Raw genomic sequence first — 15,877 nt, forward strand, 5'->3', positions numbered from 1 at the left:
CGGATGGGCGCGAAATGTGACCGCGCGGAGGTCTGTATCGCTCGGCAAGAATTCTCTATTTCGCGATTGAGAAAACATCCTTGCCTCTGCGAGATTTCTTGACTTCCCGGTGAACGCTTCCGACCCGATGGGGCCGCCTGCCTGCCACGCCCCCGTCAAGGATGTGCTGTCACAGCGTCGCCTGCGCGTCAGTGCGGCCTCAGCGTGGTGTCACTGCCGCGACACCGCCTGGTCATGACCGCACGATCGCGCTGTCGTCGCGGGATCACCAGGTAATCAGAGACGGGAAGCATGATGAGTGGCGCGATGAGCTCGAAGCCGGGAAACCGGTGGAGCTCAAATTTCGGGAAAGGAGGTCGTAGAAAATTTCTTACGCGGCATTGCAGAAAGCGTACGAATTCGCCTCCGATGCGATCGACGGAGCGGCCGGAACACCGCTCGATGCGGTTACCCCGTGCGAGAAGTGGGACCTCCGGCATGTTCTTAACCACCTCATCGGAACGACACACGCCTTCTGGCAGGTGACGACCGGGCGTCCGGTCACCGTGAGTGAGTTCCTCCCGGAAAACACCGCGGAAGCGGACTATCTGGGAGCCGATCCGGGCGCCTCCTTCCAGGCGGTCGCCGCCCCGATAGTCGCGCTGTACGAGAACTCCAGCGCCGCGGAACGCTCGTTGTCCGCGATCCTGTTCGCCCCGGAACCTGTCGCCACGCTGACGGTACAACTCTGCATTATCGAATGGTCCGTGCACGGCTGGGACGTCACACGTAGTGCAGGAAGGAACGTTCGCATTCCCGATTCGGTGGCGAAGGTGGCCTTGCTGTTCGCCGCGCAACTGGGCGGCGGCAATCCGCAGGCGCTGCCCAGCTTCGGTCCGCCGCGGGAGACCGGTACCACCGCGACGATGGGCGATCAGCTCGTAGCCCTACTCGGTCGCGATCCGGACTTCTCCCGCCCTGGTCCGTGACGTCCCGGATCACCGCGAAGCGCCTTTCCAATCCTTACCTGTGTCCATCCCCCGCGTCGAGGAGTCGAGATGAACAACCGAACAGCAGTACTTTTTCCAGGGCAGGGAGCCTACATCCCCGGAATTCTCGCCGAGTACGGCGATTCTCCACGGGTGAACCAGGTGCTCTCGGACATCGACCGGACATCCGCCCAGTTCGGATACACCGACATCTCCGCCCGCCTCGTCGAGCCGGACGCCCCGAAACTTGACGAGTTGATGCAACGACCGACCGAGCTGTCCCTGGTCATCCTCGCCGCCTCGCTGGCCGGTTACGAAGTGCTCGACACCGCGAACGTCAGCGGTGACGTCCTCATGGGACACAGCGTCGGTGAGGTAGCCGCGCTCGCGGCGGGCGGCGCCATCACCGCTGCCGACGCGACGCTGCTGGTATGTGGCAGGGGCAAGGTTCTGGAGCAGGACCAGGACGTATCCGGAGGCATGCTGGCGGTGGAGGTCCCACCAAGGCGCGCGGAGCACATGCGGGCGGCCGTCGACGATTGGTCGCTCGCCATCGCCGCGTACAACTCCGCGCGGCAGACGGTGCTGTCCGGCAGGGATGACGGGCTGCGGGCGGTGGAACGCGTCGCCGAGACGCTCGGCATACGTGCTACCCGGCTGGCGAGCCTGCACCCGTTCCACAATCCGATCTTCGCCCCGTTCGAGGGCTGGCTCGCCGAGGTCGCCGACGGCATCGCCGCGCGGCCCCCGACGCGACCGGTCTACTCACCACTTCTTGGCCGGTACGTGAATACCGTCGAGGACGTCAGGCGGGTCTACGTCGAGCACCTCCACCGGCCGGTGCGGTTCCTCCAGGCCCTCCGGGAGCTCGAGGAGGACGGCGTCGACGTGTTCGTCGAGTGCGGGGCGAGACAGGCGTTGGTGGAGCTGGCGCGGCAGACGGTTCCCAGCGCGACGGTGGTCGCGCCGTTCGCGCGCAGGATGTCAGCACGGGAGCTGGACGAACAGCTCCAACGGGTGGTGCCCGGCGCCGGTGATCTCACCGCCGCGTTGCAGCGGGACCGCACGGACGAGGCCGCACGCCCGGCTCCGGACGTTCGAGCTGTCCCGGCTCAGGAGCTTGCCGCACAGCAACCACCGCCAGAGGCCGCGGACGATTCCGGGTTGCCGCCGCACGACACGCTCGTCACGGAATTGGCCGAACTGTTCGCGAGTTCGGTGGGGTACCCGCTTGAGGTGTTCACCGAGGACGCCGATCTCGAAGCCGAGCTGGGTATCTCCTCCATGAAGCAGATCGAGCTGTTCACCAAGGTGCTCGATCGCTACGGCATACCGAACCCGCCCAACAACCTCAGGATGCGGGCCTACCCGACGCTACCCGCGATCGCGGCGCTGCTGCGGCAGCTCGCCGCTGGCGAACCCGTCGAGACCCGCTGAGCGCGCATAGTCCGGAACCGTCGAAGGTGCAACAGGGAGATCGGGATGCTGGAGAGCTTCTCCGGGAAGGTCGCCGTAGTCACTGGGGGAGCGAAAGGAATCGGTGGTGCGATCACCACGGAACTGGCCCGCCGGGGTGCGCACGTCGTCATCAACTGCTTCCACTCGGTCGAGCAGGCACGCGAGCTAGCGGCCACGATCACAGCCGAGATGCCCGGTTCCGCGGAGGTGATACGCGCGTCGGTGGTCAAGCGCGCCGAGTTGGCTGACATGTTCGCCCGCGTCGAGGAAGCGCACGGAGGCATCGACTTCCTGGTCAACAACGCGGCACGGGCCATTATGGACCCGCTCGACCGGGTACCCGACATCGAGTGGGAGCGGTGCATCGACGTCGACCTGCACGGCACCCGAATGTGTACCGAGTACGCGGTGCCGTTGATGGAGCGACGTGGCGGCGGATCCATCGTCAACATCTCGGTGATCGCCACCCGCTACCCCCTCGCGAACTACACCCCGGGAGCCCCGGCGAAGGCGGCCATGGAAGCTTTCAGCCGCTACGCGGCCGCGGAGCTGGGGCCAGCGGGAATCCGTGTGAACATCGTCAGCACAGGGTTCGTCGACAACGACACCACACGCCTGTTTCCCGATAGCGAGCGGATGCGGGACACTCTCATCGCGGCGACCCCGATGGGACGGCTGCCCGCGGAGCGGGAACTGGCCGAGGTCACGGTGTTCCTGTGCTCGTCACTGGCAGGTAGCATCACCGGGCAGACGCTGGATGTGGACGGCGGGTTGTCGCTGTTCAGCGCCGCACTGTCACCCCCGGTGACGGCACGCCCGGCGTGGACGACAACGGGGGAGATCCCGGCGCCGAGGGGACTGACGCCCGCGGCGGGATCCGACGATGTGGACGGCGCGCAGCCGCAGGGCAGCGATACGGCCGCGACCGCTCGACCGGTCGCGCCGGTCATCGCAGAAGCAGGCGAGGCGGGGCGTGACCGACCCGAGGACAACGTGATCGCCGTGGTCGGTATGGGGATGGTGGTTCCCGGCGCCAACAGCCCGGACGAGTTCTGGGACCTCCTCCGGCAGCCGGACCACACCTTCGGTGAGCCACCCCGCTTCGACATCGACCAGATCTACTCCGCGGATCCCGAAGCCGAGGACAGATCCTACGTCCGGACCTTCGGTTTCATCCGCGACTTCCGCCCGCACCCCGGGATGCGAGTGACCGACCCGGACCGACCCGATCTGCTCACCCGGTACCTCAGGCATTCGGTACTGCAAGCGCGCGACGGGATGCGCATCGCGGGTAGCGCGCGTTGCGGCCTGTACGTGGGCGCGTGGACCGGCAGCAGCCACACGCTGGAGGATTCGATGCTGGTCAGCGCGGCGGCCAGGGGTGCGGGCGCGCGGCTGGTTGGATCCGGACACGAGTCTCGGCTGCGCGGCGTGCTGCGCAGGCACTTCGGTCAGGCCGTGGAGCAGCCGAGGCGCTCGCTTCCCGACGCCGTGCTCCGTGACGCCGCTGCCGACCTGCTCGGTGACGATGCCGAGTACCTCGTCGTCGACACGGCATGTTCCTCCTCGATGTACGCGATCGATCTCGGCGTGAAGGGCTTGCTGGCTGGTGACTGCGACGTGGCTTTCTGCGGCGGGGCAGGCAGCGCGGAGCGGCGGGTGATGGTGCTGTTCTCCAAGCTCAAAGGACTGTCGCCGACAGGTGAGCTCCGCGCCTACGACATCGACGCGAACGGTGTGCTGTTCAGCGAATGCACCGTGGTGCTCGGGCTCAAGCGCCTGTCCACCGCCAGGGAGGACGGCGACGAGGTGCTGGGGCTGCTCGCCGGGTTCGGCGCGGCCTCCGACGGTCGCGGCAAGGCGATCGCCGCGCCGAACGAGACCGGACAGCGCCGGGCGCTGCAACGCGCACGGGCGGTCAACGGCGTCACACCGGAGGAGGTGGACTGGGTAGTCGGCCACGGTACCGGCACCCCGGCGGGCGATGCCGTCGAGCTGGAAACGCTCGCGGAGCACGCCCCGGACGGCGGGCAGCTGGTGACGTCCAACAAGTCACTCGTCGGGCACGGCGGGTGGACCGCGGGTGCCGTGTCAGTCGCGCACGCGCTGCTCGCCCTCCGCAACGAAACCATCCCCGCGCAGCAACGCTTCAGCGAACTCCACCCGGCCACACCGGCAGACCGGATCCGGGTGCCGTCGAGCGATGTGCCGTGGCCGGGCGACGCGCAGTACCCCCGCCAGGCCGGGGTATCCGCGTTCGGGTTCGGCGGCATCAACGCGCACCAGCTGGTCCGCGAAGCCGGGCCGCGGGGGTCCGAAGCGCTCCCGGCGTCCACTCCGGCTACTACAGGCGAGGACGTCGTGCTGCTGGGCTGGAGCGCTCACCTACCCGGCGCACCGGACCGCGACGCGGTCCGCGCCTGGCTGACCCGCGACGCGGCCGCACCCGAGCGCTCCTTCGGAGACCGGTATCCCCTCCCGCCACTGGCCGAGCGCAAGCTCCCGGACGTCACCGCGCTCAGCATCGACCGCTGCCAGCTGATGGCGATCGAGCTCACCAACCGCTTCGTGCGGGAACACGGTGAGATCTGGGCGCAACACCGCGAGCGGACCGGAGTGATCGCCGGGCATACCGGGATACCGCGCGCGATGGTCGACTACAGCCTCCGCATCGCTCAGGACGAGCTGTGCGAGGCGGTACGCCGCTACAGCGATACCCCGGAGGCCGATGAGCGGGCGATGCGGGAATTCCTCGACGACCACCGCCGGGAGATGCCCCCCTCGAACGAGGAGTCCATGAGCGGGGTGATGACGAACATCATCGCGTCGAGGATCTCCCACCGATTCGACATGCACGGCCCCACCATGGCCGTCGATGCCGGGCACGCCTCGACGCAGGCCGCCGTCCGGGTGGCCGAGCGGTACCTGCGCACCGGGGAGCTCGACATGGCGCTGGTGCTCAGCGTGAACGGCAACAGCACCGCAGTGAACTCCGAATTCGTTGGCGTGCCGCAGGAGGAGCTGGCCGAGGGCGCTTTCCTCCTCGCACTCACCCGCGAAGGGATGGCCAGTGAGCACGGTTGGCCCGTACGTGCCCGGCTGCGCAGCCTGAACAGGGACGGCGAACGCGACGAGCCGTCGGCGGCGGTGGCTGCCGTGGCTGCCGGATCCCCGCACACAGGCCGTAGTTACCTAGCAGGGGACGGCGCGGTCGAGCTGATCCGCGCCGTCGAATCGGGGCGGCCACACGCCACGGTGCGGTCACCGGCAGGCAGCCCGTCGATCGCGGTCAGCGTGCCCACCCGCGAGGCAGCCGGGCCGCCAGCCGCTACGGCTGGCGAGCAAGCGAGCGGCGGTGCGCCGGATGTGGCCGCATCCGAGCGGTACTGCCTGGTGACCCGCCGCGTCGATGCGACAGCCGAGTTCCCCGAGGTGCCCGCCATCCCCGCGGGCGGCATCGTCCTCGTCAACCGCGCCGACCTCGCCGAGCGCGTGGCCGATCAGGTGGCACGGGCGGGCGCGACGATGATCTCGACCGATCCGGAGACGAGCGGCTGCATCGCCCTCGATGCCGGCAGCGAGGAAGCGATGGCGGCGGCCGTCGACAGCCTCGCCGTCGCCGACGGTGAGGCCCTGCACCTGCGCGTCCTCGCTACGGTGCGCGACATTGCGGATCGTTGGCCCGAGGTGCCACCGCCGTCGCTGCTGCGGCTGCCCGAGCTGGCGCTGATGGTGTGCCAGCGCTACACCGACCGGCTCGACGGGGGAACGATCGCGGCCCTGCTCCTCGACGAGCTGCGCGACGCCAACATCCACCCCTACCTGTCGCTGGTGAGCGGTTTCATCCGCGGTATCCGCCGGGAGGTTCCCGCGCGGACCTGGGCGGTGGCCACCGATGCTCCGCTGGAGACGGCACTGTCCCAGCTCGCGGCGGAGTCGGCCGCGGCCGACGACCGGTCGGTGGCGCGTTACCACCGGGGCGTGCGGCTGCTCGAACGGCTCAGGCCCGCCCCGGCTGGTTCGGGCGGGGAGGAAGAACTGCTGGTGGACTCGTCGTCGGTGGTGCTCGCGACAGGGGGAGCGCGCGGCATCGCGGCTGTCGCCCTGGCCGCGCTCGCCCGGCGAGCGCGCCCCAAGCTGTGGCTGCTCGGGAGTACGCCCGACGAGCCGGTTCCCGATGAGCTGCTCGACGCCACCGACGAGGAGCTGCCCGCGTTGCGGGCTCGGTTCATCAGGGACGCGCGGCAGGAGTATCCGGAGCAGCGCGTCCCGGAGATCAACGCTCGGTTCGACCGGTTGTTGCGGGCACGGCAGGTGCGGACCGCGGTGCGGGAGCTGCGGGCATTGCTCGGCGAATCCCGCGTGCGCTACCTGGAATGCGATGTCACCGACGCCGAGGCGGTCCGGTACGCGGTGGAGACGATCCATGCCGAGGACGGCAGGGTGACGCTCGTCGTGCACGCCGCAGGCCGGAACAAGTCAGCACTGTACGACTCCAAGACCATCGCCGACTACCGATCGGTGCGTGATCCCAAGGTGCTGGGATATCACAACCTCAAAGGAGCGTTCGGCGATCGGCAACCACGGCACTGGTGCACGTTCGGCTCGGTGCTCGGCACGTTCGGCATCACCGGCGAAACGGACTACATCGCGGCGAACGAGTATCTCGCGGCGGCGGCGTGCCGGAACAGCAGGCATCGCTCCACGGCGGAGTTCACCATCGGATGGAGCACCTGGGGTGAGTCGGGAATGCGCGCGGGGCCGGGGATCGCGGCGAGCCAGGAGCCCATCCCGCTCGGGATCACCGACGCCAGAGGCAGGGCGGACTTCCTGACGGAGCTGAGCGTAACGCGCCCGCCGGAGCCGTACTCGCTGTACCTGCCGGGAGACACGCTCCGGAGATCGGCCGTCCTGATCGGCGAGCACATCACCGAGGACGAGCTCAACAGCGTCGAGATCGGCCGCGGGATGCTCGGCGTGCCGATCCACCGCGATCGAGACACCGCGCAGTGGGAGTGGCAGGCCGAGCTCGGCAGGGACAGCTACGTGTTGGAACACCTCGTCGGGGGGAAGCCGGTCGCACCGGGACAGCTCATGGTCGCGCTGGCTGGCGAAGCCGGGCTCGCGCTGTTGCCAGGCGCCACGGTCCGCGGGTGGCGTGACATCAGCTTCGAGAACTTCCTGTTCACCGATCCCCGCGGGAAAGCCACGCCGTACCGGCTGCTCGCCGAGGTGGTGGAGCGATCGGCATCCGAGACACGTGTCCATGTGGCCGTGGAGGCCGATGTCATCGCGCCAGACGGGCGCGTGCTACAGCGCGGCAGGCGGTACTGCGCGATGGAGGTCCTGCTGGGCACACCACGCGCCATGCCGGAGTGGCAGCCTGGCGATCTCGCGGGCATGCGGGGGCACAGTACGGTCGATCCCTACCACCGTCCGGATTCCGAAGCCTGGCTCATCGGGCCGTTCCGCACGACCTCGGATGTGACGGTGAGCGCATCCGGCGGGCACGGCCGCTGGGTCGCTCGCGTGGACTGCGACGCCCTCGCCACCGCACGCCTGCCGGTATTGCTACTGGATTCGCTGCTGCGGTCCCGGTCTTTCGAGGTGGCCGACGGCGAGCGGATCACGACACACGTCCCCACCGGCATCGCCGTCATCGATCTCTACGCAGGCGGCAACGACGTCGAGCTGACCCGACGCTACCCGTCGGGTATCGACCTGTACTACGACGCCGGGTCCGACACCTGCACCGCGGTGACACCCGAGGGCGGCGTGCTGCTGCGCATGTCGGGTATCGGTACCCAGCCGATGAGCACCATGCCGATCGACGACACCCAGCTGGCACGGTAACCGTGCCCCGACGGAGGATCCATGGACCGTAACTTCGCCATCGACCGTATCGTCACGATGGACGATGCGGATCCGGTCGGGAACGTACACTTTTCCCGCTTCATCTCCTGGCAAGGGCAGGGTCGCGAGGAGTTCCTGATTCGGTGTGCTCCCGCGTTCATCGACGATATCCACACTGGACGTATCGTCGTCACCGCCAACTGCCGATGCGAGTACCTGTCCGAACTCAAACTGGGGCAGACCGTGTCGATCCGGATGGCCGTGCATTCCGCCCGGTTCAACATCATGACGCTGGACTTCACGTACTACCGGTGCGAGCAGTCTGGCGAGACGCTCGTCGCCCGCGGCGATCAGCAGGTCGCGTGCGTCCGGCGCCATGCGGGCGAGCTGGTGCCCGCTGGCTGGCCGCCGGAGATGGTCAACGCCGTCGAGGAACTGGGATGCGACGTGTCCCGGGCGTTCGTGGAGTAGGGAAGGTTGTGCAGCATGTCGACCGGTTCAGCGCACGCCGCGGTAAACCCCGATCCGGTGGACCCCCCGGATCCACCGGAGGACACCGGCACCGACCTCCGCGCGCGAACGGAGCAGCGGCGTCGGATCCAGCACGACATCGAGTCTGGTTTCGACTCCCGCTCCTCGCAGCGGCAACGCGAGAAAGGCAAGCTTACCGTTTACCAGCGGCTGGAACGATTGCTCGATCGCGACTCTTTCGTCGAGATCGAGTCGCTTCGTCGCCACCGGTCGTCCGAGTTCGGTATGGCGGAAGCGCGCCCGTATACCGACGGCGTCGTGGCGGGATGGGGCACGATCGACGGCCGCACCGTCTTCGTATACGGGCAGGACTTCCGGATCTTCGGGGGGTCGCTGGGGGAGGCGCACGCCGAGAAGATCCACAAGGTCATGGACCTGGCCGAGTCGGCTGGCGCGCCGCTGATCGGTCTCAATGACGGGGCGGGAGCGCGTATCCAGGAAGGTGTCGTCGCCCTCGCAGGCTACGGTGGCATCTTCCAGCGCATAGCCAGGCTCTCCGGCGTGATCCCGCAGATCAGCGTAATGCTCGGTCCGTGCGCTGGTGGGGCAGTCTACGCGCCAGCCATGACCGATTTCGTGTTCATGGTCGGTGGTATCTCGCAGATGTACGTCACCGGGCCCGACGTGATCAGCGCGGTGACGGGGGAGAGTGTCACCCACGAGGAGCTCGGCGGGGCCGAGGTGCACGCAACCAGGTCGGGGATCGCCGGCGCGGTGTACGACAACGAGGACGACTGCCTCAGCGACGTCCGGTACCTGATCTCGCTGTTGCCGTCGAACAATCGCGAGCTACCGCCCGAGACGCACACCGACGATCCACCCGACCGCGGCAACGACGCGTTGCTCAACCTCGTTCCGGCTCACGCCAACCGCGCGTTCGACATGCACGAGATCATCCACGAGATCGTGGACGACGGGGTGGCGTTCGAGATCCACGACCAGTGGGCTCGGAACGTCATCTGCGCGTTCGGCAGGATCGCCGGGCAGGTGGTCGGGTTCGTGGCCAACCAGCCTGCGGTGCTGGCCGGTGTACTCGACATCAGCGCCTCGGAGAAGGCCGCCCGGTTCGTGCAGATGTGCGACGCCTTCAACGTACCGCTGGTGACGTTGGTAGACGTTCCCGGTTTCCTGCCGGGCGTGCAGCAGGAACACGCCGGGCTCATCCGGCACGGGGCGAAGCTGCTGTACGCCTACTGCACAGCGACGGTTCCGAGAGTTCAGGTGATCGTGCGCAAAGCCTACGGCGGTGCCTACATCGTGCTCGACTCCCGTTCGGTCGGTGCGGACCTATCCTTCGCGTGGCCGGGCAACGAGGTTGCGGTCATGGGCTCCGAGGCGGCGGTGAACATCATCTTCCGCCACGAGGTCGCGGCAGCCGAGGATCCCGAGGCGGTGCGGGAACGGCGCATCAAGGAGTACCGGGAGAGGCTGATGCATCCCTACTACGCCGCAGAGCACGGCCTGGTCGACGACGTGATCGATCCGGCGCGGACGCGGGAGACGCTGGCTCGGTCGCTGGCCATGCTCCGCGCCAAGCACGCCCCGATGCCCGCCCGCAAGCACGGAAACCCGGCGCTGTGATGGGCGGTACACCGATAGCGACCCGCGACATCGAGGTTGTCCGCGGCGATCCGGACGGCACGGAACTCGCCGCGGTGGCCCTCGCGCTCGCCGCCCTCACCGGGGCGCGCGGCGAACCACAGGCAGCCGTAGGACGCCCCGCCCCCTGGACCATGCCGCCGGTGCCGTTACCCGTGTCCTGGCAGCACCGTTCGCAGCACCGGTTCTCCCCGAGGCCGGATGGACACCCGCCCGTAGTACGTTGAGTGGAGGCACGATCATGCCACAGTGGATGCTCCGTTACGACCTGCGTACCGCCGCCGGGATCGGTGCGCCGCACGAGGAGCTGTACGCCGCAGCCCTCGAGCAGTGCGAGTGGGCGGACCGGCAGGGGTGCCCGGCGATTCTCCTTCCCGAACATCACGGTTCCGTAGGCGGCTACCTCGCCTCCCCTGCGGTCCTCGGCGCCGGCGTCGCCGCGCGCACCACTCGGGCACGGATCATGGTGACGGATACGGTGCTGCGCGATCCGATCGCGCGGGCCGAGGACTTCGCGGCGCTCGATCAGCTCTCCGGTGGCAGGCTCGACGGCCTGCTCACCGTCGGGTACGTGCCGGAGGAGTTCGCGATGTACGGCGAGCAGTTCGATAGCCGCGTTCGCGCCTTCGAGGAGAAGGCGGACTCGCTGATGCGCCTGCTCGCAGGCGAGGAAGTGTACTACCGAGGGCGCCGTGCCACCATTTCGCCGCTGCCGTCGCAACAGCCGAGGCCGCCGATAACGTTCGGCGGCGCGACCCCGGCCGCGGCTCGCCGGTCAGCGGCCATGGCGGACGGTTTCATGCCGATCGTGCCCGACCCGGGACTCGTGGAGGCCTACGAGGCCGAGTGCGCGCGCCTCGGGCGGGAACCCCGCAGCTACCGTCACGTCAGGGGAGCGCTCGCGGTGCTCGTGGTGGAGGATCCCGAGCGGGCATGGGCGGAGTTGGGCAAGTACATCCTGGACGACATGAACACCTACGGGCACTGGAAGGCCGCGGAACCGGGAGCCAGCCCGTACTACCCGGCGGAGGACGTGGAGACCGTCCGTGCCAGCGGGCTGTATTCGCTGGTCACGCCGGAGGAGTGCGTGGAGCTGATGAACCGGGGTCCGGACGGTACCACCATCTTCCTGCATCCGTTGCTCGCCGGGATCGATCCAGACGTCGGGTGGCAGAGCCTGCACCTCTTCGTCGACGAGGTGTTGCCGCGCCTGCACGACGACAGCGCCTAGCGGCGGTTCCCAGCTGTGGCGCTCGATCCGCTCACCGTGGTGATGCATGCGGGTGCATCCGGGTAGGCTGCTCGGCATGTCGGCCGCGGGCACCGGGAGACGTTTCAAGATCGAAACGTGGCGGTTGTTGATGGAGGTCCATCAGGCGGTGCTCGGTGAGCTCGAAACCGAGCTCACCAAGCACGGCCTGACGGTCAGCGAGTTCGACACGCTCATCAACATACCGAGGGACGGCGCCCCGATGCGCGAGCTGCGTGACCGTGTGGTGCTCAGCCAGAGCGCCCTCAGCAGACTCGTCGACCGGTTGGAGCGCAGGGAGCTCATCACCCGCGAACCGCTGGCCGAGGACACCCGCGCCGTCGTGCTCGCATTGACCGCCGAAGGTCGTAAGCTGGCCAGGGCGGCCGCCCGCACCAACGCCGCTGTCGTGGAGCGCTCGTTCGGCGACCGGTTGTCGGAGCACGAGCTGGCCACGATGCGTACCGCGTTGGCTCGCCTCAAGGACGAGCTGACCTAGGCCTGGACGCGACCGACCCGGTCGGGATGCTCACCCACCCGACGTGGTGGTGCCCCGGTGTTCGGCGGGGACCGTGCCCATGCGGCCGGTCTGGTAGTCGTGCATGGCCTGCATGATCTCCCGCTCGTCGTTCATGACGAACGGCCCATACTGGATGACGGGTTCGCCGATGGGTTCGCCGCCGAGCAGCAGGACCTCCAGCTGGCCGGTGCGGTTGTCCTGGGTTCCGTCCGCGGTGACCGTGATGGCGTCGCCGGTGTCGAGCACGGCCAGCTGCCCCTCACGCAACGGGCGCCGCTCGGCACCGACCGAGCCGGAACCGGAGAGGACATACACCATGGCGGTGAACGCCGCCGGCCAGGGCGTGGCCAGCTGTGCCCCGGGAGCCAGCGACGCGTGGGCGTATCTGATCGGGGTGTAGGTCGAGCCCGGTCCCTGGTGCCCGTCCAACTCACCGGCGATCAGCCGCACGAGGGCGCCGCCGTCGTCGGAGGTCAGTAGCGTCAGCTCGCTGCCACGCAGGTCTTGGTAGCGCGGGTCGACCCACTTCCTGCTGCGAGGCAGGTTCACCCACAGCTGCACCCCGTGGAACCACCCGCCGTTGAGCACAAGCTCCTCGGCGGGGAGCTCGTCGTGCAGCACTCCGGAGCCTGCGGTCATCCACTGAGTGTCGCCCTCGGCGATGACGCCCCCACCGCCGTGCGAATCGTGGTGCACGAACACCCCGTCCATGAGGTAGGTCACCGTTTCGAATCCTCGGTGGGGGTGCCACGGCGCGCCCTTGGCCTCGTGCGGCTCGTAGGCCACCTCACCAAGGTGGTCGAGCAGGATGAACGGGTCGGCCCCACGGAGCTCCATGCTGGGGAACGGGCGCCGCACCTGGAAACCGGCACCCTCGGTCTGCTTGGCCGCGGTGACCACTTGGCGGGGTGCGCGGTCGGTGACCTCGACCCCTGGACGCGTGATCCGTGGCAACAGCAGTGGGTTCGCCACACTGATTGCGGGCATTGCTGTCTCCTCGCTTACCGGGGTTCGCGTGAACCCGAAAATGCATTCGCATGCATATAACGCATGGCAGGTGGCCCCTATTCCCGGCAGCGTCACTGTACTCGACGCTGCCCGTCAGCCACGGTGGTCAGCGACGGCGGCGCGGACCGCGGGGACGATCTCCTCGGCGAAGATGCGGATCTGCATGAGGTCGTCGCCATCGACGCCGAGGACGAAGGTGTCCATCCCGTGGGCGGTGACCAGCTCGGTGAGCTCGTCGACCCACTGGTCGATCGGCCCGTGCAGGAAGCCGACCGACTCGCGGTTGGTGATGGCACCGAACACGTTGTAGATGCGCTGGATCGCGGCCGGATCCCGGCAGGCAGCCGCGGCGGCCTCATCGATCCGGCGATGCTTATCCGCCAACGTCTCCGGTGGCGCGTAGCTCGCCGACGGCACCCAGCCGTCGGCGGAACGGCCCACCTCGGCCAGCAGGCGCGGGCCGAGCACACCCAGCCACAACCCGATGGGGTGTGCCGGTGCCGGCCCGGGGCGTACCCCGTCGACCCGGTAGTACTCGCCCGCGTACCGCACCGACTGTTCCGCCGACCACAGCGCCCTGATCACCTCGATCGCCTCGATCAGCGCCGAGGCCGCCTGGCGGGGGGTGCGTCTCGGTCCACCCATCGCGGCGATGGCATCCCAGAACGCCCCGGCGCCGAGTCCGAGCTCGAACCGCCCGCCGGAGAGGGCGTCCAGGCTGGCCGCCGATTTCGCCAGCATCGCGGGTGGGCGTAGGGGAAGGCTGGCCACATCCGGGAACACCCGTACCCGCTCGGTACGTGCCAGCAGCGTGGCCATCAGCGCCCAGGTGTCCAGGAACCGCCGCTGGTACGGGTGGTCCTGCACGCCGATCAGGTCCAACCCACCGGTGTCGGCGAGCTCGGCGACCGCGATCAGATGGTCCACCGACCGCGCGTCCGGGTTCGGGAACACCCCGAACTGTGGCTCACGTCCGTAATCACCCACGCCCTCCTCCTCTCGGATCACCGGTGGTGCTCACCGTACTGGGCCCGGGGTGCGGTCGCCCGCGGTCGCGTCAGTGAGCGGGGTGTCGGTGGAGGTTACGAGTCACCGTTTCCGGTGAAGCGGATCGAGTGCCGGTCGCTGCTCGCCGGGTACTCCTCGTACGGGAATCCTGACGGGTCAGCTGCTCGCCGTTTGCCGCGGTGCCGGGTCCTCCCGCCTCGCGATCGCGGTGCCGGTAGGTGCGCCGCGGGTGAACTGTAGGGCACCGTCCTCGATCGCGCCACGACGCAGCATGATCGCGTCGCGGTAGACGTTGTTGGTGAGCTTCCACGGCCCACGGGTGCCCTGCCTCGGGAGAATGGCGTCGGCACGTCGGATGTAGCCCGACTGCAACGCGCTGCCCATCACGGACTCCTCGGAGCGGTCCTCGGCACGCGCTTCGGCGACGACCTGGGTGTAGCCGTTGCGGTCCATGTGGGTGAGCAGCCTGCAGAAGTACTCGCAGGCGAGGTCGGCCTTGAGTGTCCAGGAAGCGTTGGTGTAGCCGATCACCACCATGGCGTTGGGTACCCCGTCCAGCATGACGCCCTTGTAGACGACACGGTCGCGCGTGACCACCGGCTCGCCGTCGACCTCGAGCTGCGCGCCGCCCGCCATCTGCACCACCAGGCCGGTCGCGGCGATGACGATGTCGGCCGGGATCTCCTCGCCGGAGGTCAGTTCGATGCCGGTCTCGGTGAACCGCTCGATGTGGCCAGTGACGATCGAGGCGTCACCCTTGCGCAGCGCGGCGAACAGGTCCCCTTCGGGAACGATGCACAGCCGCTCGTCCCAAGGGTTGTAGTCCGGCGTGAAGTGGCGCATGTCGACCCGGTCGCCGACCTGCCACTTCACGGCCCGCCGCAGCATCCTGCGCATCAGGCCCGGCCACGACCGGGAGAGTTGGAATACCGCGCGCTGCAACGCGATATTGCGCCAGCGCCCGAGCCGGTACACCACCGGCACCGGCACCTTGAGCCGCCGCAGCGCGCGCGAGACCGGGTCCTGCTCCGGCACCGGGAGGATGTAGCTCGGTGATCGCTGGAGCATCGTGACGTGGCCAGCGTCGGGGGCCATGGCGGGGACGAGCGTGATCGCGGTCGCGCCGCTGCCGATGACGACCACTCGCTTGCCCCGATAATCCAGATCCTCCGGCCAGTGCTGGGGGTGGACGATCGTGCCAGCGAACCGTTCCTCCTCGTCGAACTCGGGCCTGTAGCCGGAGTCGTAGTCGTAGTATCCGGTGCAGCCGATGAGAAACCGGCTGGTGAAGGTCTCGGTCTCGCCGGTGGACTCGTCGACGGCCTCCACCGTCCACGTCCCGGCCGAGGAGGACCAGCTCGCCCGCCTCACCTTGCGGCCGAAGCGGATCCGTTCGGTGACGCCGTACTCCCTGGCTGTGCTTTCCACGTAGGCGCGGATGCTCGGCCCGTCGGCCAGCACCGAGGTGCCGGTCCACGGCCGGAAGTTGTAGCCGAACGTCAGCATGTCCGAGTCCGACCGGATCCCCGGGTAGCGGAACAGATCCCAGGTGCCCCCGATGGCATGGCGCCGTTCGAGCACCAGGTAGCTCTTGCCGGGGTGCTCGCGTGTCAGGTGGCACGCCGCGCCGATGCCCGAGACACCGGCGCCGATGACCAGCACGTCCACGTGTTTGCCGTTCAT

11 protein-coding genes are annotated in these 15,877 nt (G+C 68.5%); 8 read left to right on the forward strand and 3 right to left on the reverse strand.

The window, feature by feature from the left end; all coding sequences use genetic code 11:
* Positions 1–380 precede the first annotated feature (380 nt).
* The 8 genes from F8178_RS06885 to F8178_RS06915 all read left to right on the forward strand — a co-directional run bounded on the left by F8178_RS06885 (position 381) and on the right by F8178_RS06915 (position 12,157).
* A complete protein-coding gene (locus tag F8178_RS06885) occupies positions 381–968 on the forward strand; it encodes a TIGR03086 family metal-binding protein (protein ID WP_317493817.1) in 588 nt (195 codons plus the stop codon).
* A 69-nt stretch (positions 969–1,037) separates the two neighbouring features.
* Positions 1,038–2,405 (forward strand): acyltransferase domain-containing protein, encoded by a 1,368-nt coding sequence (locus F8178_RS06890; RefSeq protein ID WP_317493818.1) that lies wholly within the window; start codon positions 1,038–1,040, stop codon positions 2,403–2,405.
* A 45-nt stretch (positions 2,406–2,450) separates the two neighbouring features.
* The gene (locus F8178_RS06895) at positions 2,451–8,279 is read left to right on the forward strand and encodes an SDR family oxidoreductase (protein WP_317493819.1); all 5,829 of its coding nucleotides are present in this window, start codon (positions 2,451–2,453) and stop codon (positions 8,277–8,279) included.
* A 21-nt stretch (positions 8,280–8,300) separates the two neighbouring features.
* Positions 8,301–8,750 carry an acyl-CoA thioesterase gene (locus tag F8178_RS06900; protein WP_317493820.1) on the forward strand — a complete coding sequence of 150 codons (450 nt, stop codon included), beginning with the start codon at positions 8,301–8,303 and terminating at the stop codon, positions 8,748–8,750.
* A gap of 15 nt (positions 8,751–8,765) precedes the next feature.
* Positions 8,766–10,391, forward strand: coding sequence for an acyl-CoA carboxylase subunit beta (locus F8178_RS06905; RefSeq protein WP_317493821.1), 1,626 nt, complete (start codon positions 8,766–8,768; stop codon positions 10,389–10,391).
* On the forward strand, positions 10,391–10,636 hold the full coding sequence (locus F8178_RS20390; protein ID WP_396345047.1) for an acyl-CoA carboxylase epsilon subunit: 246 nt from the start codon (positions 10,391–10,393) through the stop codon (positions 10,634–10,636). Before F8178_RS06905 ends, F8178_RS20390 begins: the two co-directional genes overlap by 1 nt.
* Positions 10,637–10,650: 14 nt before the next feature.
* Positions 10,651–11,640: an LLM class flavin-dependent oxidoreductase gene (locus F8178_RS06910; RefSeq protein WP_317493822.1), complete on the forward strand. Its 990-nt coding sequence runs from the start codon at positions 10,651–10,653 to the stop codon at positions 11,638–11,640.
* Positions 11,641–11,686: 46 nt separating this feature from the next.
* Complete coding sequence (locus F8178_RS06915; RefSeq protein WP_317493823.1) at positions 11,687–12,157, forward strand: MarR family transcriptional regulator; 471 nt, start codon at positions 11,687–11,689, stop codon at positions 12,155–12,157.
* A 30-nt stretch (positions 12,158–12,187) separates the two neighbouring features.
* Here the strand turns inward: F8178_RS06915 and F8178_RS06920 are convergent, their stop codons facing one another.
* The 3 genes from F8178_RS06920 to F8178_RS06930 form a co-directional block, all read right to left on the reverse strand.
* Complete coding sequence (locus F8178_RS06920) at positions 12,188–13,165, reverse strand: pirin family protein (RefSeq protein ID WP_317493824.1); 978 nt, start codon at positions 13,163–13,165, stop codon at positions 12,188–12,190.
* Between the two features lie 114 nt (positions 13,166–13,279).
* A complete protein-coding gene (locus F8178_RS06925; RefSeq protein ID WP_317493825.1) occupies positions 13,280–14,173 on the reverse strand; it encodes an LLM class flavin-dependent oxidoreductase in 894 nt (297 codons plus the stop codon).
* 177 nt (positions 14,174–14,350) lie between these two features.
* Entirely contained in the window at positions 14,351–15,877 is a 1,527-nt protein-coding gene (locus tag F8178_RS06930; RefSeq protein WP_317493826.1) for an NAD(P)/FAD-dependent oxidoreductase, read from the reverse strand.

The sequence above is a fragment of the Haloechinothrix sp. LS1_15 genome, assembly GCF_033042135.1.
Classification (GTDB): Bacteria; Actinomycetota; Actinomycetes; order Mycobacteriales; family Pseudonocardiaceae; genus Haloechinothrix.

Bases quoted from the DNA above. Each gene is read 5' to 3' on its own strand.
- F8178_RS06905 (WP_317493821.1), top strand. From the start codon at position 8,766: ATGTCGACCGGTTCAGCGCACGCCGCGGTAAACCCCGATCCGGTGGAC.
- F8178_RS20390 (WP_396345047.1), top strand. From the start codon at position 10,391: ATGGGCGGTACACCGATAGCGACCCGCGACATCGAGGTTGTCCGCGGC.
- F8178_RS06930 (WP_317493826.1), bottom strand. From the start codon at position 15,877: ATGAACGGCAAACACGTGGACGTGCTGGTCATCGGCGCCGGTGTCTCG.
- F8178_RS06900 (WP_317493820.1), top strand. From the start codon at position 8,301: ATGGACCGTAACTTCGCCATCGACCGTATCGTCACGATGGACGATGCG.
- F8178_RS06920 (WP_317493824.1), bottom strand. From the start codon at position 13,165: ATGCCCGCAATCAGTGTGGCGAACCCACTGCTGTTGCCACGGATCACG.
- F8178_RS06895 (WP_317493819.1), top strand. From the start codon at position 2,451: ATGCTGGAGAGCTTCTCCGGGAAGGTCGCCGTAGTCACTGGGGGAGCG.
- F8178_RS06915 (WP_317493823.1), top strand. From the start codon at position 11,687: ATGCGGGTGCATCCGGGTAGGCTGCTCGGCATGTCGGCCGCGGGCACC.
- F8178_RS06890 (WP_317493818.1), top strand. From the start codon at position 1,038: ATGAACAACCGAACAGCAGTACTTTTTCCAGGGCAGGGAGCCTACATC.
- F8178_RS06910 (WP_317493822.1), top strand. From the start codon at position 10,651: ATGCCACAGTGGATGCTCCGTTACGACCTGCGTACCGCCGCCGGGATC.